This window comes from Micromonospora sp. WMMD754, from assembly GCF_049315235.1.
Classification (GTDB): domain Bacteria; phylum Actinomycetota; class Actinomycetes; order Mycobacteriales; family Micromonosporaceae; genus Micromonospora; species Micromonospora sediminicola.
Genome location: NZ_CP186058.1, coordinates 1,740,821 through 1,761,506, shown reverse-complemented (window position 1 = coordinate 1,761,506; position 20,686 = coordinate 1,740,821). Strand labels below are relative to the sequence as shown.

Here is a 20,686-nt window from a genome sequence, read left to right as displayed (position 1 = left end):
GTCGGCACGACCCGTCCAGCGTGGACGGAACCTCCGACCGCCAACCGGTAATGATCACGCGCTGCTCTCCAGTCGACACGTTGTGCGTATCGATCAGAGTAAGAGACGGTGCCCACCGGTGAACAGGCCTCACCGTCCGGCGTGGTGATCCATCCAGCCGACCGCGGTGCGCACCGCCGCCGGCATCGGCAGCAGACGGGCGACGGCGTCCCCGACCTTTCCGTGGCGGGTGAAGTCCGCCCGGTCGAGGTCCTCGCCGATCGCGGCGAACGGGGCCGCGTCCAGGTGCGGGGCGACGAAGTCGAGCCGCTCCCGGCGGCCGTCCCGGAGCACGTAGCAGCGGTAGGGGCGGATCATCGGCGGAAAGCACGACCGGTACTCGGCCAGGTGCAGGGCGGTGCATGACGACCAGCCGACGCCGAGCAGCAGGATCCGCGCGTCGGCGGCCTCCAGGGCGGCCAACGGGGACCGCTGGCCGAGGTGCGAGTCGAGGTCGTGGACGCGCATCAGCGCCTGCGCCCGGGGGCCCCACGCGCTGAACGACGTCTGGGGGTGGCGGCTGCGCACCGCGCCGGGCAGCCGGCGTACGTGTTCGGCGAGCGCGCCCACCCCGAACGACGGTGTGGTGGCCGGGTCGAAGCCGGGCATCCGCTCCTCGTACGCCCGGCGTTCGTCGTCCGTCATCCCGGCGGTCGCGGTGCGGTACGCCGCGCTGCTGACCGAGTTGTCGGGGGTCTGCGCCGGCACCACGACGGTGCCCGCCGGCCCGACGGCCGCCCGGAGCGCCCGGGCCAGGGTGGCCGCGCCACCGGTGACCGGGCCGACGGCGCGCATCGCGCAGTGCACGAGCACGACGTCGCCGGGGCCCAGCCCCAACGCCCGCAGCTCGGCGGTGAGGGTGCCGAGTCGGTGCCCGGCGCGGACGGCGGTGGTCACGACGGCCACCCGGCCACCGCGTGGGCCACCTGCCGGAGCAGCCGCGAACCCACCGGGGTGAGGGCGTCCGCCCGCTCCAGGGCGCCGATGGCCTCGGCCGTCCAGTCCCGGTACCGCCGGTAGACCGCCTGCGCCCCGTCGACGTGGCGGTCGGCCCGGACGCGCCAGATGTCGGCCACCGCCGCGTGCGCGTAGATGCCCTGCAGCACGGCCTCCGGAGGGCGCGGGTCGGGCCGCCAGCCGACCGTGATCCCTGCCGGCCGGGTGCCGTCGACGAGGTCGTAGAGGTCGAGCAGGGCGTTCATCTTGCTGTGCTGGAACTCGTGCACCAGCAGCACCGCCAGGGAGCCGGCGTCGGTCTCCGTGGCCGCGACGCCGCCGAACGCCTGCCGCGCGGTCGAGGCCTCGCTCACACCGGCGCCGCTGCGTCGCAACGGCACCAGGGCCCGCAGGCCGGCGCGCAGTTCCTCGGCGTGGCCCGGCGTCTCGTCCCGGACGATCGTCCACGCGGCGCCGAACGTGGTCGCCCAGTGGGCGGCGGTCGCGTCGTCGAGCCGCCCGGCGGCGGGCAGCCGGTGGCAGTCGCGGTGCGGGTCGCCGTCCTCCAGCAGGACCGTCACGTCGTCCGCGACCAGAGCCCGGGTGGGTTGCCAGCGGGGCTCGTTCCCGGCCGCGTCGACGCGTACCGTCACCGCTCCGGCGGTCACCCGCAGCGACCCGGGGCCGACGTGGACCTCCGCCGCGCCGTCGCCGACCTCGGGCAGCAGCACGGTGCCGACGGTCGGCAGGTGCAGGCGGCCGGCCCGGACCGGCACGGCGAGCCGGAGCGTGACACCGGCGTCGCGCGCCACGGCGGCGGCGATCGCGGCGAGGTAGTCGGCTCCGTAGCGGGCGCCGGTGCCGGCGCCGGCCAGGCACTCGACCGCCCACGCGCGGACGTACGGGTGGGCGGTGACCCGGGCGACCGAATCCGGCGCGTGCCGGTCGAGATCGGTCAGAGCCGCCCAGCCGTCCGCCCCCGGGCCGGCGCCCGGCAGGTCGCCGGCCACCGCGCCGAGCAGCGCGCGGACGATGGCGGTCTGCGCCTCCACGAGCCGGCGGACGGCGGACCGGTCGCCGGTCGAGGCCGCGAGACGGTCGATCAGGTCGTCGGCCGGCTCGGCGGCCAACGGGGCCGGCGCGGACGCCGGTGGGTTCTCGTTCACGTGCACGATCAGCTCTTTCAGATCGACGCAGTAGACGCTGGGGTGGTCGAAGTGCCCGTCGCCGTAGCGGTGGGCGAAGAGGCCCCCACCGCACTGGGCGACCACCGGGCAGCGCCGGCACTCGTCGCTGAGCCCGGCGCGGCCGGCGCGGCGGCGGGCCAGTTCCGGGCTTCCGGCGACGTCGTCGGCCGAGTGCGAGAAGACGGTCATGCCGGTGGCGGGCGCGCCGTCGTACGTGGTCTTGAGCGAGTCCGCCTGCTCCCACTCGCCGTCCGTCTCGATCACGGCCAGGTCGACCGGGTCGAGGCCGAGCCACTCGGTGCCGCTGGGACCGCCGCCGGCCGTGGACCGGAGCGAGTCGAAGAGGCGGACCGGGACCGGACGTCCGTCCGCCCGCCAGCGGTCGTAGACCGCGCGGAGCCAGTCGGCGTACGCGGCGCCGCCGCCCGGCCGTGGGGGTGGGCTGTCCCAGGTGGCGTGCGGGAGCAGGAAGTCGATCCGGGGCGGTCCCTCGGCGAGCAGCGACTCGTAGACGGCGAGCGGGTCGTTGCGGACGTCGACCGTGCACAGCAGCCCGGACCAGAGCCGCCGGTAGGCCGGGCGACGGATGAGGGCGAGGGCCCGCAGCACCTGGTCGTGGCTGCTGGCGCCGTTGCGGAACCGCCGGTGCCGGTCGTTGGCGGCGCGGTCGCCGTCCAGTGAGACTCCTACCGCGACGTCGTACTCGGCGAGCAGGTCGCAGAACCGTTCGGAGAGCAGCACCCCGTTGGTCTGCATGCCGATCCGCAGGTCGGTGACCGGGGCGACGGCGGCCCGGAGGTCGGCGAGGACCCGGCGCAGCCGCTCGGGGCCCAGCAGCAGCGGCTCCCCGCCGTGCAGGATGACCGAGACGCGCGGCAGGTGGTGCGCGGCGGCGTGCTCGGCGATCCGGCCGGCCGCAGCCCGGAGCACCTCGGGCGTCATCCGCGCCGGGCGTCGGCGCCAGCTCTGGTCGGCGTGTTCGTAGACGTAGCAGTGGTCGCACGCCAGATCGCATCTGGAGTGGACCTTCAGCACGAACTCGGTCAGCGCCGCGCGGGCCGGCCCGGGGGACATCGCCGGATCAGATGAACGACGAGAACTTCGCGGCGGGGATCCTGGACTGATCGAGGTGAGCCGCCATGACCCGGCGCACGATCGGCGAGATGTCCGCGGCGGAGAGGCGGTCCAGCGGCTCCGCGCGAACCCTGCCCAGCGACACCGGGGGCTCATCCTGGGGCATGGGTGCGGTTGTCATGAGTCTTCCTTAGGTATTCGTGTGCGCGCCGTGCGGGCACATGAAGCGACGGCCTACCGTAGTGCGTCCATAGGTTGATCACCATCAACCCACCGGTGCGACACGGTCCTCATAAGACTGAGTGCGGCGAGTGTCGGCGGTGGCGTCGTACGTGCGGCGAGGGATCAATATTATGCCCCTTTTTGGGCATCAGGCATGATTCAAAAGTCCAGACTTTTACAGAAATCGGCCACCTGATCGCAACATGTGTGTGTCCGGCTCGCGTCCCTCCGGCGTGGAGCGTGAAGACGTTACGTCTTGACGAACAGCGTGTTATCGCTCACAGTCGATGTCATAGGACGGCGACGCCTGTGGCTTACCGGGCAGGCCCTGCTTCGTCGAACCCTGGGTCGGGCGTGCCTCACCATGCGTAGCGCCAAGTGTTAGCGCTAACAGGTCCTGACCCACGTCCCGGTCCGTCCGGCCCCGGGCGGATCGCACGGCTCTGCTCACCGGAGGAGGATCATGTTCGCCCTCGATAGGTCCCCATCGATCGTGTCGTCGCCCCGACGGCGCAGGTGGCTGCCACGGGTCGTCGCCGCCGGCGTGACGGCGGTGCTGGCGGGTGTCGGCGCCGCGGCGGTGGTGTCGACCCCCGCCGCCGCGGCGACGGTCGACACCAGCGCGTGGTACGTGCTGGTCAACCGCAACAGTGGCAAGGCCCTCGACGTCTACAACCTGGCCACGAACGACGGCGCGCGGATCGTCCAGTGGGCCCGCAACAACGGCAACCAGCAGCAGTGGCAGTTCGTGGACTCGGGTGGCGGCTACTACCGCCTTCGGTCGCGGCTGTCCGGCAAGGTGCTGGACGTCTACAACTTCTCCACCGCCAACGGCGGCAACATCGTGCAGTGGTCCGACGCCAACGGCGTCAACCAGCAGTTCCGGCTCGCCGACTCGGACAGCGGCTACGTCCGGTTGATCAACCGGAACAGCAACAAGGTGGTGGAGGTGCAGGGCGCCTCGACCGCCGACGGCGGCAGCATCGTCCAGTACGACGACTGGAACGGCAGCAACCAGCAGTGGCAGCTCGTCCGCGTCGACGGCGGGGGCAACCCCACCACGCCGCCGCCGAGCGGTGGGTGCAGCCTGCCGTCGAGCTACCGCTGGAGTTCGACCGGTCCGTTGGCGAACCCGCGCTCGGGTTGGGTGTCGTTGAAGGACTTCACGGTCGCTCCGTACAACGGTCGGCATCTGGTGTACGCGACGACGCACGACTACGGGTCGTCGTGGGGGTCGATGAACTTCGGGTTGTTCAGCAACTGGTCGGAGATGGCCTCGGCGACTCAGAACGCCATGTCGCAGGGCACCGTCGCGCCGACGTTGTTCTACTTCGCTCCGCGCAACATCTGGGTCCTGGCCTACCAGTGGGGTCCGACCGCGTTCTCCTACAAGACCTCGACCGACCCGAGCAACCCCAACGGCTGGTCGTCGGCGCAGCCGCTGTTCACCGGCAGCATCTCCGGCTCCGGCACCGGCCCGATCGACCAGACGCTGATCGCCGACGGCCAGAACATGTACCTGTTCTTCGCCGGTGACAACGGCAAGATCTACCGGGCCAGCATGCCGATCGGGAACTTCCCCGGCAGCTTCGGCTCGACCTACACCACGATCATGAGCGACTCGACGAACAACCTCTTCGAAGCCGTCCAGGTCTACAAACTGCAGGGCCAGACCCGCTACCTCATGATCGTCGAGGCGATCGGGGCGCAGGGCCGCTACTTCCGCTCCTTCACCGCGACCAGCCTCAACGGCTCCTGGACCCCACAGGCGGCGACCGAGAGCAACCCGTTCGCCGGCAAGGCCAACAGCGGCGCCACCTGGACCAACGACATCAGCCACGGCGAGCTGATCCGCACCAGCGCCGACCAGACCTTCACCGTCGACCCCTGCAACCTGCAACTGCTCTACCAGGGCCGCGCCACCAACTCCGGCGGCGACTACGGCCTGCTGCCCTACCGCCCCGGCCTGCTCACCCTGCAGCGCTGACGTACCCGGGAACCGGGAGCCCGACCCGCGCGGACGCGGGTCGGGCTCCCTGACCGTTGTCTGTGAGGCAACGGTTGTGCTCCCGATCGTCGTTGATCGCCCGGTGCCGCTGACCGAGGCTGGTGGTCGACAACAACGGAGAACGAACGACACCGGGGGCGACCAGATGTCCTTCCAGGCTTACCTCGACGCGATCGAGGACCGGACCGGCAAGACCCCGCGCGCCCTGGTCGACGAGGCCAGGCAGCGCGGCTACGACCGCACCGACGTGAAGGCCGGCGTGATCGTCGACTGGCTGAAGGAGGAGTACGGCCTGGGCCGGGGACACGCGATGGCCCTGGTCCACGTGATCAGGAAGGGCCCGACGATCAGCGCCAGGCACGTCGGCTCCACCGGCTCGCACCGCGACGCCACCGACACGTTGTGGCTCGACGGCAGGGCGGCACGGGCTTCCGCGTAGGGCCCGGGTGGACGCTCACGGCTAGCGTTCGGCACATGGGAGCGATCAAGCCGTGGCACCTGGCCGTCCTGACCGTCGTCTGCGTGCTGCCGGCCCTGGTGGCCGTGGCCGGCGGGATCTGGGCGCTCCGGCGATCCCGCAACCGCCGCTGAGTGGCCCCGACACCGGGCGGGCGCCGGGCCGGGGTGGCCTCCCCAACCCGGCGCCCGCCGTCACGACGCGTACGCGGTGACCGAGTCGATCCGGAGGCTGCTCGCGCCGGTGGTCCCGCCCGGGTAGAGCGACACCTGCGTGACCGAGCCCAGGTCGAGCGGGCCGGGGGTGGCCCACGGCGGCGGCGCGAAGTCGCCGAACGGCACCTCCACCACCCGCGCCTCGGTCCCGGCGAACGTGAGCGTCTTCTCCCAGTAGAAGCCGGACGCCACGAACTGGACGGTCAGCTGTTGCCCGTCCGCGCCCGGCTCGACCCACATCCGCAGCCCGGTGGTGCCGCGCCAGTCCTGCGGCACGGACAGGTTGCGGATGACGCCCGCGTACCCGCTGGCGCCGGGCGTCCAGTCCAGCCGCATGCTGTGCCCGCTGCCCTCCCCGGCCGGGGCCAGCGTCGCGGTGATCGGGTCGCCGCCGGTGTTGCGCGGGTAGGCGGCGGCCAGCGCGGCGTCCGACGGGTAGGTGTCGAAGTCGTCGACGACCACACCGGGCAGGTCGGCGCGGGTGGTGAACGCCGCGGTCGCGGCGGTCGAGCCGTACCCGTTGGTGGCGGTGATCCGCACGTGCAGCGTGGTCCCGGCGGGCCACGCCGTGGTCGGCGTGAACCCGGGGGTACGCAGGCCCGACACCGCCACCAGCGGCGCGCTCAGGTCGGCGTGTTCGGAGACGGTGAGCGAGTAGTACGCGGCACCCGGCGCGGCGGACCAGTCCAGCGCCGCCAGCCGGCTCACCCCGGTCGCGTCCGGCGCCGGCGCGGTCAGCGCGAAGGCACCCGGCGCGGTGCTGGCCGTCGCGTCGGAGCGGGCGGTCAGCGCCACCGAGGCGACCGCGAAGCGGGCGTCCCGCCCCCACACCACGCGCATCCCGTCCACCCCGCGCAGGCCGGAGACGGAGAGCGCGTACCGGCCGGGGCCGACCCGGTCGATCCGGGGCCGCACCGTACGCCAACCGCTCGTGCCGTCGGCGGACACCTGGAGCACGGCGCGGGGACGCCCGGCCGAGGCGACAGTGACCGTGGCCGCGGTCAGGTCCGCGCGTCGGTACCGCAGCTCGCCCGAGCGACCCCGCTCGGGCGCGACCAGCACGCCGTCACCGGCCGGCGTCCGGCGCAACGAGTCGCTGTGCCCGGCGCTGACGAACCAGTCCTCCAGCGGGTCGTACACCTGGTCCTGGCTTCCGGTGGTGCCGACCGGCCGGGACACGGCCAGGGCGGCGCCGGTGGCGTCGACCGCCACCACCCGGTAGGTGACCGGGCCGGTCGGGGTGGTCAGGTCGAACCACGGGGCGTCGTCGGCGCCCACCGGCTCGGCGCCGCTGACCGTGGCCCAGGCCCCGCCCGGACCGCGCCGCTGCACCAGGTAGCCGGCGGCGCCCGCGGTTCCCCGCCAGCGCAGCGTGTTGATGCCGTAGTCGGCGTCGATCGCGGTCAGCAGCGGTCGGTCCCCGGTCACGGCCGGCGCGGGGCGGCCCGACATCCGGCCGGCGAAGCGGGTCAGGGCGGCGACCGCCGTCCGCATGGCCGGGGTGTCACCCGGATAGTGCACCGTGAAGCCGTCGCCGTGCGGCACGAAACCGTGGTGGTCGTGGTGGCCGAAGAGCGACCAGAACAGCGCGCCCGTCACGTCCGGGTTGGCCGCCACCTGGTCCAGCAGTTCGTCGGTGGCCTGCCCGGAGCCGAACTCGCCGGCGATGTAGACCTTGCCGGCGGCGGTGGCCGCTGCGGCGTCCGCCGCGATGCCCGCCGCGGTCGGCGGATAGTAGTGCGAGTCGCTGATGTCCACGTGCGGCGAGGCCAGGACGGCGGGGTCGACGCCGTGCTGGCTGCCGGCCGCGACCAGTTGGCGTGGGGCGAGCGTGCTGACGTGGCCGGCGAGGTCGTCGACCCAGTCGGCGGTCATCCCGTTGAGTTCGTTGCCCAACTCCCACGCCATGATCGTCGGATCGTCGGTGTACGCCGTGCCGGTGTAGCGGTTCACGTGGGTGAGCAGCGTCCGGACGTACTGCTTGAACGCGGCGCGCGCCGCCGGGTCGGTGTAGAACGCCGCGCCGTCGTCGTCGGTGCTCAGACCGAGCCAGCGCAGGAAGTCGTACCGGCCGCCGTGGTAGTACTGCCAGTTGTCGGTGAGCGGGACGATCAGCCGCAGGCCCTGCCGGCGCGCCTCGGCGATCGCGTAGTCGATCCGGTCGAACGCCTCCGGGTTGAACTCGCCGAGCGCGGGTTCGAGCGACCGTGGGTGTCCGGTGGAGACGCCGAGGGTGTGGGCGCGGACCACGGTGGCGCCCATCCGCCGGGCCGTGGTGAGCCCGTCGCGGATCCGGAAGTAGGTGGGGTGGTCGACGGCCGGCGGGTCGGCCGGGTCGGTGCCGCCGACGTTCTCGTCCAGGCCCAGCCAGTACATGTTGGGTCCGGCGAATCGGAAGGGCCGCCCGGCGAGGGTCAGCCGGGTGCCGTCGCGGACCACGAACGTGTGGTCGGCGCGTCGGGCCGATTCGTCGGGTGCCTGCTGCCGGGCGCCGGCCCCTGCCGGTGGGGCAGGCAGGGCGGTCGTCGCCAGCGCGGCGAGGACCGCGACGACGACGGTCCGGCGGATGCGCAGTGTCATCGGAAACCTCCGCAGCTGTGCCGCCGGGGCCGGCGGCGACCGGGCGGCGACGGCGTCCGTCGATGTCCGGCCGTCGCCACCGCTCACTGAACCGGTTAAGGTATCGAGCGTCAAGCGCTGGAAACACCGCGTTATTCGAACGTTATCGATGACGTCACGAGCCTGGGCACGTCCGAGCGCACGCCTGAATCGGTTAACGGACGGCACCGGCCGTCAGGGTCCGAGCATGAGCGGGCCCGCTCACAACCGCTCCGGGGTGCGGATGCCGAGCAGGTGCAGACCCTGGTGCAGGACCCGGGCCGTCAGGTCGCACAGCACCAGCCGGCTCTCCCGCACCGCCCCCTCCGCCCGCAGCACCGGGCACCGCTCGTAGAACGCGCTGAACGCGGCGGCGAGCCGGTGCAGGTACGCGGCCAGGTGGTGGAACTCCAGGCTGCCGGCCACCGCGTCGACCACCGCCGCGAACCCGACCAGTTCGACGGCGAGCGCCCGCTCGGCCGGCTCGGCCAGCGAGATCCCCGCGTCCGGACGCGCGGCCACGCCGGCCCGCCGGAAGATTGACCGGATCCGCGAGTACGCGTACTGCAGGTACGGCGCGGTGTTGCCGTCCAACGCCAGCATCCGCTCCCAGTCCAGCACGTAGTCCTTGTGCCGGTCGCCGGACAGGTCCGCGAACTTGATCGCGCCGATGCCGACCGCGCGCCCCACCTCGGCCGCCTCCGCCTCGCCCAGCTCCGGATTGCGCTCGCGGGCCAACGCGGTGGCCCGCTCCACCGCCTCGGTCAGCAGCCCGACCAGCTTCACCGAACCACCGGCCCGGCTGCGCAGCATCCGGCCGTCCGCACCCAGGATCGACCCGAACCCGACGTGCTCGGCCCGCGCCGGCGGGGTCAGCCAGCCGGCCTGCGCGGCGGCCGCGAAGACCATCTCGAAGTGCCGCCGCTGCGGCAGCCCGACCACGTAGAGCAGCCGCGTCGCGCCCAGTGTGCCGGTCCGGTGCCGCAGCGCGGCCAGGTCGGTCGCCGGGTAGCCGTACCCGCCGTCGGACTTGCGCACGATCAGCGGCAGCGGCTCGCCGTCACGCCCCACCGAACCCGGCGGGAACACGCACTCCGCGCCGTCGCTGCGCCGCAGCAACCCGAGCCGGTCCAACTCGTCGACGGTGGGCGCGAGCAGATCGTGGTAGCTGCTCTCACCCCGGAAGTCGGCCCGGGACAGGGTCACGTCGAGCAGGTCGTACACGGTCAGGAAGTAGCTCTCGGACTGGGCCACCAGCAGCCGCCACAGCCGGAGCGTGGCGGGATCGCCGCCCTGCAACGCCACCACCCGCGACCGGGACCGGTCCCGGAACGCCGCGTCGTCGTCGAACTTCCTCCGCGCCGCCGTGTAGAACGTGTCCAGGTCCCCCATCGACAGCTCCTGCGCCGCCTCGGCCTCGCCGAGGTCGACCAGGTGCTCGATCAGCATGCCGAACGGGGTGCCCCAGTCGCCCAGGTGGTTGGCCCGCGACACCCGGTGCCCCAGCCACTCCAGCGTCCGCGCCGCCGCGTCGCCGATCACCGTCGACCGCAGGTGCCCGACGTGCATCTCCTTCGCCACGTTGGGCGCCGAGTAGTCGACCACCACGGTCTCCGGCGTGGCGGCCACCGGCACCCCGAGCCGCGGATCGACCGCGAGCGCGGAGACCATCCCGCCGAGCGTCCGGTCGGCCACGGTCAGGTTCAGGAAACCCGGCCCGGAGACCTCGACCGCCGCGCAGAGGTCGGCCAGCTCCGCGCGCTCCCGCACCTCCTCGGCGACCGCCCGCGGCGGCCGGCCGAGCCGCCGGGCCAGGCCCAGCGCCGCGTCGGACTGGAAGTCCGCGTGCTGCGAGCGCCGCACGACCGGGTCCACCGGTACGCCGGCCACCGCCGCGAACGCCGGCGCCAGCCGGTCGGACAACAACCTTTCAAGATCCATCGGTACGCCGATCTCGCTCGGATCCGTCGCGCGGATCACCGGTCGGGACTGCGGCGGAACGAGGACGATCGACGACGACCGGCGGCTCGATCCGCCGGTCGCAGGAGGGGAAGGCTCAGCGCAGGCGGTCGCGGGACCGCCGGCGTCGCAGCGCGCCGAGCCGGACGTCGGAGGACGCCGTCGGGTACGCCTGCGCGCTGGTCATGTCGGCAGCGTAACCGGCCGGTCCGGGGTACGCGCAACCGCGTACCCCGGACCGGCGGGTCGTCAGGCCGGCGTGGCCACGGCCTTGCGGTAGCGCTCGGCCCGTCGCCGCACCTGGGTGTACGCGCCGGTCAGACCCATCGCCCGGCGGGCCTCGACGAGCGTGCGGCGCACCTCGGCGCGGGTCCGCTCGGTGCCGGCGACGATCAGCTCGTCGACCAGACCGGGCTGCGCCTCGAACCGGGCGCGGCGCTCCCGGATCGGGTCGAGGAACCGGTTGAGCGCGGTCGCCAGGGCCTCCTTGACCTCGACGTCACCGACCCGGCCGGCCCGGTAGCGGGTCCTGAGGTCCTCGACCTGTGCCCGGTCCGGGTTGAAGATGTCGTGGAACTCGAAGACCGGGTTCCCCTCGACCGTCCCGGGCACGTCGGCGCGGACCCGGTTCGGGTCGGTGTACATCCCCATCACCTTGCGGCGCACGGTCGCCGCGTCGTCGGCGAGCGCGATCGCGTTTCCCCTGCTCTTGCTCATCTTCCCGGCGCCGTCGGTGCCGACCAGCGTGGGTGTCTCCGACATGATCAGGTCGGGCACCGGGAAGACCTCGCCGTAGAGGTGGTTGAACCGGCGGGCGATCTCCCGGGTCACCTCGACGTGCGCGGCGTTGTCCTTGCCCACCGGCACGACCTGCCCCTTCACGCAGAGGATGTCGGCGGCCTGGAGGACCGGATAGCCGAGCAGCCCGTACGGCATCTCGTCCCTGCCCGCGTCCCGACTCATCTCCTTCAGCGACGGCACCCGCTCCAGTCGGGGCACCGTGACGAGGTTCTGGAAGAGGGTGTTCAGGTCACCGACCTCGGGGATCGCCGACTGGAGATAGAACGTGGCCCGGTCCGGCTCGACACCGGCGGCGAGGATGTCGGTGACCATCTCGCGGGCGTTGTGCGCGACCCGCTCGATGTCGGCCCGGCTGTTGCGGGTGGTGAGCATGTGCAGGTCGGCGATGATGAAGAAGCTCTCGTAGCGCTGGTGCAGCCGCACCCGGTTGGCGATGCTGCCGACGTAGTGGCCGAGGTGCAGCCGCCCGGTCGGGCGGTCGCCGGTGAGCATGCGTGCTGAGGACATGGTGGTACGCCTTTCGTGCCGGTCGCTGGCGGGGACGCGCGGATGCGCGGGCCGACCCGGGTGGCCCGGATCGGTGGAGGCGGGCTCGTCAGAGCGAGCGCCGCCATCGCCCGCCTGCGCGGAACCGCAGCCCGCCGGCACGAAGGACGTCGAGAATCTGCTCCCGGCCGTCGTCGGCACGGCGACCCCGGAGACCGACAGGGGTCTCCGGGTCGCAGGTGTTCGACCGGGGCATGTCTGACACGGTAGCGGCTCGCCGGCGCCGCCGGCTGCCCCTCAGGCGGTCAGTGCTGCCGGTAGCTCTCCGTGTAGTAGCTGCCGACCCGGTCCCGGTAGTCGGGCCGGCCGAAGTCGTCCGGGTCGAACGCCGGGGACTCCTTCACCTGATCCCGCGTGCGGTCCACGTGCACCACGCGCTCCGGGTGGTCGACCCGGGCGACGGTGCCCGCCGGCAGCAGCACCTTCTTCCCGAAGATCCAGGGCCCGGTGTCCACCACCAGGTACCGGGCGTCGGCGTCCTCGCTCGCCTCGTCGATCGAGCCGATCCGGCCGTCGGTCGCCTCCACCCGGTAGCCGGTGAGGTCGATCGGCGTGCCCGGGCCGGGCGCGTCCGGGCGGTCGTCAGCGTCCCCGGAGCGCTGCTGCGGCACGTCGTCCGGGTCGGTCTGCTGGTAACCCCCGGCGAGAGCGGCGGGATCCCGCCAGGACCACGGGTTGAACGGCTGCATCACGGCACCTCCGGATCGTCGTCTCGGCACTATCGACGGTGCCCGGCCGAGCGCCGCCGGAAACGCGGACGCAATTTTGAATTCACCTCGCCTCATTCCTGCGAGATAGCTCATAGCCCGCGCCGTATCGTCTCCGCCCCAGTTCAGGGCCGCTACGACGGTCGGTCGGCACATCGGCGGACCAGCCGTGGTGTGACCGGCGCACATTCGGCGGCGGTCGCCGCGTCGACCATTCTCTGCCCGCATCGGTGGCAGCGAACAAAGGAGTGCAGATGCAACGGCTCATTCGACGCGTCGGTGTCTCGACGGCCGCGACGGCCGTCCTGGTCGCGCTCACGGGCGCCACCCCGACGTCGCTCCCCGAGGCGCTCTGCGGTCCCGGCTACGCCGCCGTCGACCAGGACCCGATCCACGACGCCGCCACCGGGGAGCCGCTCGGCAGCGTGCACCTGCTGCGCAACCTCCTGACCGGCTACGGCTGCGCGGTCACGGTCAAGTCCGCGTACGCCGGCACGTTCACCGAGACCCGCGTCTACGTCGGTCCGGAACACCTGCCCTTCGTGGTCGACCAGGGCAGCCGCCGCTACGCCGCCGGCCCGGTCCACGGCTACGTCCGCGCCCGGTGCGTCGTCTGGGGCGGCTCGATGACCGACCCGTCGGGAGTGGTCCACCACCACGACCGGGCCAACCCGGCCATCGGTGGGGCGGTCACCTGCTTCTGACGTCTCCGCTCCCGGCCGGTGGGTCGGGCCGTCCGCGCGCGCCGGCCGTTCCGTTCCTCGGGTCCACGGGCGGGTCGGATCGTCCGGCCCGCCGGCGCCGGGAGCTGCCGCTGGCATACTGGCCGACCATGGTTCTGTCGCGTGGCTGGTCGTTGTTCCTGCTCGGGGTCGGCGTGTGGACCTGGGTGATCTGGCCGAGGTTCGCGGTCGCCATCTGGAACGACCCGCGGGCCTGGTCCGCCGGCGTCGTCGGCGAGGGCGATCCCACCGCCTTCCTCTGGGTGCACGCTCTGCTCATCGCCGCGTCCCTGGCCATCGGGACGACCGTCGGCGTCCTCGGCCTCCGCGCCTGGCTCGCCACCCGCCGCCGCTGACTTCCTCCGCCCGCCCACGCCTACCTCTCCCACAATCCCGGCGTTGACCAAGGAGTTTGCGTCCGTCAGGGACCGTTCTCCTGACCGGAACTCCTTGGTCAACGGGGCCGGACGAGGTGCCGAGCCGGCGCGGATGCGGTGCTGAGCTGGGGAGATTTGCGGTCGAGGATGGTGTGACGCGGGACGCTACCCCTGGATTTGACGATCAAACCCGCAGACGCGTAACTTTCTCTCTGCCAGCGCGGAACGGGGCAAACGGGACGAAAGCCCGGGAGTGCCGAACCGAGGTGGTACCGGGTCGGACGGAGGCACTGCCTCCTGAGGACGCGGTCCGGGCGAGGCCCGCCGAAACGCCGCAGGGCGGATTTGGCGGAGCGGAACCGACCGGGTAAGGTTGTCGACCGGCAGGGCACCGGGCGAGCCTGCGGGAAACCGCAGCGGCCGGCCTGCCAAATCCGATGATCAAGCGCACGGCTTGCCGCTGCGTGCGGTCAGCGGCGCCAACCCGTACGAAGCATGACAGACCGGGACACACGGTTTGACACGGCGGAGACGGTGAGGTAACGTAGTAAAAGTGCCCGGCGCGAGAGCGGCGGACATGAACGAGATGCCCCGAGCGGGGTTCCACGGGTGTGGGGCTTCTGGTTGGTGTGTGGTTGTTCTTTGAGAACTCAACAGGGTGCTTGTAAAGCCAGTGCCAATTGTTTTATACCCCGGACTGGTCGGACCGTTTGGTTTGGCTGGTTGGGATTCCTTTGGCAACACTTTTGTTGCCAGGACATTGTGTCCGACAAATGATTTTTGTTGGAGAGTTTGATCCTGGCTCAGGACGAACGCTGGCGGCGTGCTTAACACATGCAAGTCGAGCGGAAAGGCCCTTCGGGGTACTCGAGCGGCGAACGGGTGAGTAACACGTGAGCAACCTGCCCTAGGCTTTGGGATAACCCCGGGAAACCGGGGCTAATACCGAATATGACCTCCGATCGCATGGTTGGTGGTGGAAAGTTTTTCGGCCTGGGATGGGCTCGCGGCCTATCAGCTTGTTGGTGGGGTGATGGCCTACCAAGGCGACGACGGGTAGCCGGCCTGAGAGGGCGACCGGCCACACTGGGACTGAGACACGGCCCAGACTCCTACGGGAGGCAGCAGTGGGGAATATTGCACAATGGGCGGAAGCCTGATGCAGCGACGCCGCGTGAGGGATGACGGCCTTCGGGTTGTAAACCTCTTTCAGCAGGGACGAAGCGTAAGTGACGGTACCTGCAGAAGAAGCGCCGGCCAACTACGTGCCAGCAGCCGCGGTAAGACGTAGGGCGCGAGCGTTGTCCGGATTTATTGGGCGTAAAGAGCTCGTAGGCGGCTTGTCGCGTCGACCGTGAAAACCTGGGGCTCAACCCCAGGCCTGCGGTCGATACGGGCAGGCTAGAGTTCGGTAGGGGAGACTGGAATTCCTGGTGTAGCGGTGAAATGCGCAGATATCAGGAGGAACACCGGTGGCGAAGGCGGGTCTCTGGGCCGATACTGACGCTGAGGAGCGAAAGCGTGGGGAGCGAACAGGATTAGATACCCTGGTAGTCCACGCTGTAAACGTTGGGCGCTAGGTGTGGGGGGCCTCTCCGGTTCCCTGTGCCGCAGCTAACGCATTAAGCGCCCCGCCTGGGGAGTACGGCCGCAAGGCTAAAACTCAAAGGAATTGACGGGGGCCCGCACAAGCGGCGGAGCATGCGGATTAATTCGATGCAACGCGAAGAACCTTACCTGGGTTTGACATGGCCGCAAAACTGTCAGAGATGGCAGGTCCTTCGGGGGCGGTCACAGGTGGTGCATGGCTGTCGTCAGCTCGTGTCGTGAGATGTTGGGTTAAGTCCCGCAACGAGCGCAACCCTCGTTCGATGTTGCCAGCGCGTTATGGCGGGGACTCATCGAAGACTGCCGGGGTCAACTCGGAGGAAGGTGGGGATGACGTCAAGTCATCATGCCCCTTATGTCCAGGGCTTCACGCATGCTACAATGGCCGGTACAATGGGCTGCGATACCGTGAGGTGGAGCGAATCCCAAAAAGCCGGTCTCAGTTCGGATCGGGGTCTGCAACTCGACCCCGTGAAGTCGGAGTCGCTAGTAATCGCAGATCAGCAACGCTGCGGTGAATACGTTCCCGGGCCTTGTACACACCGCCCGTCACGTCACGAAAGTCGGCAACACCCGAAGCCGGTGGCCCAACCCTTGTGGAGGGAGCCGTCGAAGGTGGGGCTGGCGATTGGGACGAAGTCGTAACAAGGTAGCCGTACCGGAAGGTGCGGCTGGATCACCTCCTTTCTAAGGAGCACCATCCACTGAAAGGTGGCATGGAGCCCGCGCTGCCCGAATGTGGTGGCGGGGTGCTCAGATGGCGGAGACACTGGCAAGTCGGGTGCCGGCAACGGCTGCGGATCTTCTAGTACAGCTGCCCCTTTTGGGGGGTGGTGGGAACGAGTTCGTGGTGCGGCTGGTGACTGATGTAAGCACCCTGTTGGGTCCTGAAGGAACAACCCGTGGTGGTTGTCTTTCAGAGCCTTGATGATGAGCGGAAGCTTGTCGAGGCGCCAGGCATGGCCTGGTCTTGCATACCGCCGGCGGTGGTCGGGTTTGGTGTGGGGCTGTGGGTTGTGGGTTGGTTGTTTGTTGAGAATTGCACAGTGGACGCGAGCATCTTTGTGGTCAAGTTGTCAAGGGCGAACGGTGGATGCCTTGGCACCAGGAGCCGATGAAGGACGTGGGAGGCCGCGATAGGCCTGGGGGAGCTGTCAACCAAGCTGTGATCCCAGGGTGTCCGAATGGGGAAACCCGGCATCAGTCATGTGATGTCACCCGCACCTGAACACATAGGGTGTGTGGGGGGAACGCGGGGAAGTGAAACATCTCAGTACCCGTAGGAAGAGAAAACAAATAGTGATTCCGTGAGTAGTGGCGAGCGAAAGCGGATTGAGGCTAAACCGGCTGCGTGTGATACCTGTCAGGGGTTGCGTGGTTGGGGTTGTGGGACCCTGCTGAGTGTGCTGACACGCACTCGAGGAGTTACAAAGCTGGTGGCTAGTCGAACAGTCTGGAATGGCTGACCGTAGACGGTGATAGTCCGGTAGGTGAAAGTTGCCAGTCTTCTGTGGGTGTTCCCGAGTAGCGGCGGACTCCTGAAATCTGCCGTGAATCTGCCAGGACCACCTGGTAAGCCTAAATACTTCCTGGTGACCGATAGCGGACGAGTACCGTGAGGGAATGGTGAAAAGTACCCCGGGAGGGGAGTGAAATAGTACCTGAAACCGTTCGCCTACAATCCGTCGGAGCCTTGCGGGGTGACGGCGTGCCTTTTGAAGAATGAGCCTGCGAGTTAGTGGCATGTGGCGAGGTTAACCCGTGTGGGGGAGCCGTAGCGAAAGCGAGTCTGAATAGGGCGTATTCAGTCGCATGCTCTAGACCCGAAGCGGAGTGATCTAGCCATGGGCAGGCTGAAGCGCGGGTAAGACCGCGTGGAGGGCCGAACCCACCAACGTTGAAAAGTTGGGGGATGACCTGTGGTTAGGGGTGAAAGGCCAATCAAACTCCGTGATAGCTGGTTCTCCCCGAAATGCATTTAGGTGCAGCGTCGCGTGTTTCTTGCCGGAGGTAGAGCACTGGATGGTCTAGGGGGCCCACAAGCTTACCGAAATCAGCCAAACTCCGAATGCCGGTAAGTGAGAGCGCGGCAGTGAGACTGCGGGGGATAAGCTTCGTAGTCGAGAGGGAAACAGCCCAGATCACCAGCTAAGGCCCCTAAGCGTGTGCTAAGTGGAAAAGGATGTGGGGTCGCATAGACAACCAGGAGGTTGGCTTAGAAGCAGCCACCCTTTAAAGAGTGCGTAATAGCTCACTGGTCAAGTGGTTCCGCGCCGACAATGTAGCGGGGCTCAAGCACACCGCCGAAGCTGTGGCATTCACATTTCAACCTCGCTTGGACTTGATTCCTTGTGCAGGTGTGTGGATGGGTAGGGGAGCGTCGTGCCGGGGGTGAAGCAGCGGGGTGACCCAGCTGTGGACGCGGCACGAGTGAGAATGCAGGCATGAGTAGCGAAAGAAGGGTGAGAAACCCTTCCGCCGGATGACCAAGGGTTCCAGGGCCAGGCTAATCCGCCCTGGGTGAGTCGGGACCTAAGGCGAGGCCGAGAGGCGTAGTCGATGGACAACGGGTTGATATTCCCGTACCCGCGAAAGAGCGACCCTGATGAACCTCGTTGTGCTAACCACCCAAACCGTGGATGACCTTCGGGTCTGATGCGGGGAGCGTGGGAACCTGGCGGGTAGTAGTCAAGCGATGGGGTGACGCAGGAAGGTAGCTGATCCCGGCCGGTGGTTGTGCCGGGGTAAGCGTGTAGGCCGTACCGTAGGCAAATCCGCGGTGCATGTAGGCTGAGACGTGATGCCGAGCCGATTCAGGTGAAGTCAGTGATCCTATGCTGCCGAGAAAAGCCTCTAGCGAGTTCTGAGCGGCCCGTACCCCAAACCGACACAGGTGGTCAGGTAGAGAATACCGAGGCGATCGGGCGAACTGTGGTTAAGGAACTCGGCAAATTGCCCCCGTAACTTAGGGAGAAGGGGGGCCGGAGACGTGAAGCCCCGCGCGGGTGGAGCGTTGTATGGCCGCAGAGAGCAGGGGGAAGCGACTGTTTACTAAAAACACAGGTCCATGCGAAGAAGTAATTCGATGTATATGGACTGACGCCTGCCCGGTGCTGGAACGTTAAGGGGACCTGTTAGCTCTTCGGGGCGAAGCGGAGAACTTAAGCGCCAGTAAACGGCGGTGGTAACTATAACCATCCTAAGGTAGCGAAATTCCTTGTCGGGTAAGTTCCGACCTGCACGAATGGCGTAACGACTTCCCCACTGTCTCAACCACAGGCCCGGCGAAATTGCATTACGAGTAAAGATGCTCGTTACGCGCGGCAGGACGGAAAGACCCCGGGACCTTTACTATAGCTTGACATTGGTATCTGAATTAGCTTGTGTAGGATAGGTGGGAGCCGGTGAAGTCCATACGCCAGTATGGGTGGAGGCAATCTTGAAATACCACTCTGGTTGATTTGGGTATCTAACTTCGGACCGTTATCCGGTTCAGGGACAGTGTCTGGTGGGTAGTTTAACTGGGGCGGTTGCCTCCTAAAGGGTAACGGAGGCGCCCAAAGGTTCCCTCAGCCTGGTTGGCAATCAGGTGTTGAGTGCAAGTGCACAAGGGAGCTTGACTGTGAGACTGACAGGTCGAGCAGGGACGAAAGTCGGGACTAGTGATCCGGCACTGGCATGTGGAAGCGGTGTCGCTCAACGGATAAAAGGTACCCCGGGGATAACAGGCTGATCTTCCCCAAGAGTCCATATCGACGGGATGGTTTGGCACCTCGATGTCGGCTCGTCGCATCCTGGGGCTGTAGCAGGTCCCAAGGGTTGGGCTGTTCGCCCATTAAAGCGGTACGCGAGCTGGGTTTAGAACGTCGTGAGACAGTTCGGTCCCTATCCGCCGTGCGCGTAGGATACTTGAGAAGGGCTGTCCCTAGTACGAGAGGACCGGGACGGACGAACCTCTGGTGTGCCAGTTGTCCCGCCAGGGGCACGGCTGGTTAGCTACGTTCGGAAGGGATAACCGCTGAAAGCATCTAAGCGGGAAGCTCGCTTCAAGATGAGGTATCCCACCCACTTTGTGGGGTAAGGCCCCCAGCTAGACGACTGGGTTGATAGGCCGGAAATGTAAGCCCGGTAACGGGTTCAGTTGACCGGTACTAATAGGCCGAGGACTTGACTACCAAGCTGCTACGCGTCCACTGTGCAACTCTGAACAAACACCACCCGACGTGGGTTGGTTGACATGTTCATAGAGTTACGGCGGTCATGGCGGAGGGGAAACGCCCGGTAACATTCCGAACCCGGAAGCTAAGCCCTCCAGCGCCGATGGTACTGCACTCGGGAGGGTGTGGGAGAGTAGGACACCGCCGGACAATCTTCAGCTCAGGGCCACCCCGCACGGGGTGGCCCTGACGCATTTCTCCCGCCGGTCCGGCCGGAATCACCACGGCCGGCCCGGGCTGTCTCGTACCGTCGGTCGGGGATCCTTCCGTGCGCCCGGCCGCCCCTGGCGGCTACGGAAACGTGACGTGGCGTACGGCGGGTTCGTGATCGGGACGGACCGGCCGGGGTACAGGAGTGGTCATGGAGATCGGAATCATCGGGTCGGGGCACATCGGGGGCACCCTCACCCGTCGTCTGAGTTCACTGGGCCACAACGTGACGGTGGCCAACTCCCGCGGGCCGGAGAGCCTCGCCGACCTCGCCGCCGAGACCGGCGCGCGGGCGGCCGGGCTGGAGGACACCGTCCGGGGCGCGGAGCTGGTGGTCGTCGCGATCCCGCTCAAGGCGGTGCCGCAGCTGCCGGCGGCGCTCTTCGACGGCAAGCTCGTCGTCGACGCGAACAACTACTACGCCCAGCGCGACGGTGAGATCCCGGAGCTGCTGGACCGTAGCCTCAGCTCGAGCCGCTGGACGGCGGACCACCTCAAGGGCGCACGGGTGGTCAAGGTCTTCAACAACATTCAGGCCGCGCACCTGATGGACAACGGCAAGCCGGCGGGCGCCGCGGGCCGGATCGCCCTGCCGGTGGCCGGCGACGACGCGGACGCCAAGCGGATCGTCATGGGGCTGGTGGACGAGCTGGGCTTCGACCCGGTGGACGCCGGCACGCTGGACGAGAGCTGGCGCCAGCAGCCGGACACGCCGGTCTACGGCACCGACCGCGACGCGGACGGCGTACGGGAGGGCCTGGCCGCGGCGCGGCCCTGAGAACCACTGAGAACAGCGAGAGGCC

At 68.8% G+C, this 20,686-nt stretch carries 12 protein-coding genes and 3 rRNA genes; 8 read left to right on the top strand and 7 right to left on the bottom strand.

Going from position 1 to position 20,686, the window contains the following annotated elements; all coding sequences use genetic code 11:
• Positions 1-129: 129 nt before the first annotated feature.
• From ACN27B_RS08325 to ACN27B_RS08315, 3 genes are read right to left on the bottom strand one after another with little or no spacing between them, the layout of a single operon-like run.
• The gene (locus ACN27B_RS08325; RefSeq protein WP_422744229.1) at positions 130-945 is read right to left on the bottom strand and encodes an aminoglycoside N(3)-acetyltransferase; all 816 of its coding nucleotides are present in this window, start codon (positions 943-945) and stop codon (positions 130-132) included.
• Positions 933-3,236, bottom strand: a complete 2,304-nt coding sequence (locus tag ACN27B_RS08320) for an FxsB family cyclophane-forming radical SAM/SPASM peptide maturase (RefSeq protein ID WP_422744227.1) — start codon at positions 3,234-3,236, stop codon at positions 933-935. The genes ACN27B_RS08325 and ACN27B_RS08320 overlap by 13 nt, the downstream gene beginning before the upstream one ends.
• Before the next feature lie 7 nt (positions 3,237-3,243).
• Complete coding sequence (locus tag ACN27B_RS08315) at positions 3,244-3,417, bottom strand: hypothetical protein (RefSeq protein ID WP_176558965.1); 174 nt, start codon at positions 3,415-3,417, stop codon at positions 3,244-3,246.
• 504 nt (positions 3,418-3,921) lie between these two features.
• On the opposite strand from ACN27B_RS08315, the gene ACN27B_RS08310 reads away from it, so the two are divergent.
• Both ACN27B_RS08310 and ACN27B_RS08305 read left to right on the top strand, forming a co-directional pair.
• Positions 3,922-5,445, top strand: coding sequence for a non-reducing end alpha-L-arabinofuranosidase family hydrolase (locus tag ACN27B_RS08310; protein WP_422744225.1), 1,524 nt, complete (start codon positions 3,922-3,924; stop codon positions 5,443-5,445).
• Between the two features lie 76 nt (positions 5,446-5,521).
• Positions 5,522-5,905: a DUF4287 domain-containing protein gene (locus ACN27B_RS08305; protein WP_422744223.1), complete on the top strand. Its 384-nt coding sequence runs from the start codon at positions 5,522-5,524 to the stop codon at positions 5,903-5,905.
• Between the two features lie 212 nt (positions 5,906-6,117).
• On the opposite strand, the gene ACN27B_RS08300 is transcribed toward ACN27B_RS08305, so the two are convergent.
• The 4 genes from ACN27B_RS08300 to ACN27B_RS08285 form a co-directional block, all read right to left on the bottom strand.
• Positions 6,118-8,718 carry a carbohydrate binding domain-containing protein gene (locus ACN27B_RS08300; protein WP_422744221.1) on the bottom strand — a complete coding sequence of 867 codons (2,601 nt, stop codon included), beginning with the start codon at positions 8,716-8,718 and terminating at the stop codon, positions 6,118-6,120.
• Between the two features lie 240 nt (positions 8,719-8,958).
• Positions 8,959-10,677, bottom strand: a complete 1,719-nt coding sequence (argS, locus tag ACN27B_RS08295; protein WP_422745879.1) for an arginine--tRNA ligase — start codon at positions 10,675-10,677, stop codon at positions 8,959-8,961.
• 267 nt (positions 10,678-10,944) lie between these two features.
• Positions 10,945-12,003 carry a tryptophan--tRNA ligase gene (gene trpS, locus ACN27B_RS08290; RefSeq protein WP_355527140.1) on the bottom strand — a complete coding sequence of 353 codons (1,059 nt, stop codon included), beginning with the start codon at positions 12,001-12,003 and terminating at the stop codon, positions 10,945-10,947.
• Positions 12,004-12,287: 284 nt separating this feature from the next.
• Entirely contained in the window at positions 12,288-12,731 is a 444-nt protein-coding gene (locus ACN27B_RS08285) for a PRC-barrel domain-containing protein (RefSeq protein ID WP_422744219.1), read from the bottom strand.
• Between the two features lie 272 nt (positions 12,732-13,003).
• On the opposite strand from ACN27B_RS08285, the gene ACN27B_RS08280 reads away from it, so the two are divergent.
• The 6 genes from ACN27B_RS08280 (at position 13,004) to ACN27B_RS08255 (ending at position 20,661) form a co-directional block, all read left to right on the top strand.
• Positions 13,004-13,453 carry a hypothetical protein gene (locus ACN27B_RS08280; protein ID WP_422744217.1) on the top strand — a complete coding sequence of 150 codons (450 nt, stop codon included), beginning with the start codon at positions 13,004-13,006 and terminating at the stop codon, positions 13,451-13,453.
• Between the two features lie 128 nt (positions 13,454-13,581).
• Positions 13,582-13,827 (top strand): SCO4848 family membrane protein, encoded by a 246-nt coding sequence (locus ACN27B_RS08275; RefSeq protein WP_099163316.1) that lies wholly within the window; start codon positions 13,582-13,584, stop codon positions 13,825-13,827.
• 801 nt (positions 13,828-14,628) lie between these two features.
• Positions 14,629-16,143, top strand: a 16S ribosomal RNA gene (locus ACN27B_RS08270).
• A 379-nt stretch (positions 16,144-16,522) separates the two neighbouring features.
• Positions 16,523-19,631 (top strand): 23S ribosomal RNA (locus ACN27B_RS08265).
• Between the two features lie 75 nt (positions 19,632-19,706).
• A 5S ribosomal RNA gene (gene rrf, locus ACN27B_RS08260) occupies positions 19,707-19,823 on the top strand.
• Together the 16S, 23S and 5S rRNA genes form the textbook arrangement of a ribosomal RNA operon.
• Before the next feature lie 211 nt (positions 19,824-20,034).
• Positions 20,035-20,661, top strand: a complete 627-nt coding sequence (locus ACN27B_RS08255) for an NADPH-dependent F420 reductase (protein WP_355520396.1) — start codon at positions 20,035-20,037, stop codon at positions 20,659-20,661.
• Positions 20,662-20,686 lie beyond the last annotated feature (25 nt).

What these genes read in the sequence shown, in the direction of transcription:
- trpS (WP_355527140.1), bottom strand. Translation starts at nt 12,003, where the DNA reads ATGTCCTCAGCACGCATGCTCACCGGCGACCGCCCGACCGGGCGGCTG.
- ACN27B_RS08300 (WP_422744221.1), bottom strand. Translation starts at nt 8,718, where the DNA reads ATGACACTGCGCATCCGCCGGACCGTCGTCGTCGCGGTCCTCGCCGCG.
- ACN27B_RS08280 (WP_422744217.1), top strand. Translation starts at nt 13,004, where the DNA reads ATGCAACGGCTCATTCGACGCGTCGGTGTCTCGACGGCCGCGACGGCC.
- ACN27B_RS08285 (WP_422744219.1), bottom strand. Translation starts at nt 12,731, where the DNA reads ATGCAGCCGTTCAACCCGTGGTCCTGGCGGGATCCCGCCGCTCTCGCC.
- ACN27B_RS08310 (WP_422744225.1), top strand. Translation starts at nt 3,922, where the DNA reads ATGTTCGCCCTCGATAGGTCCCCATCGATCGTGTCGTCGCCCCGACGG.
- ACN27B_RS08275 (WP_099163316.1), top strand. Translation starts at nt 13,582, where the DNA reads ATGGTTCTGTCGCGTGGCTGGTCGTTGTTCCTGCTCGGGGTCGGCGTG.
- argS (WP_422745879.1), bottom strand. Translation starts at nt 10,677, where the DNA reads ATGGATCTTGAAAGGTTGTTGTCCGACCGGCTGGCGCCGGCGTTCGCG.
- ACN27B_RS08320 (WP_422744227.1), bottom strand. Translation starts at nt 3,236, where the DNA reads ATGTCCCCCGGGCCGGCCCGCGCGGCGCTGACCGAGTTCGTGCTGAAG.
- ACN27B_RS08255 (WP_355520396.1), top strand. Translation starts at nt 20,035, where the DNA reads ATGGAGATCGGAATCATCGGGTCGGGGCACATCGGGGGCACCCTCACC.
- ACN27B_RS08315 (WP_176558965.1), bottom strand. Translation starts at nt 3,417, where the DNA reads ATGACAACCGCACCCATGCCCCAGGATGAGCCCCCGGTGTCGCTGGGC.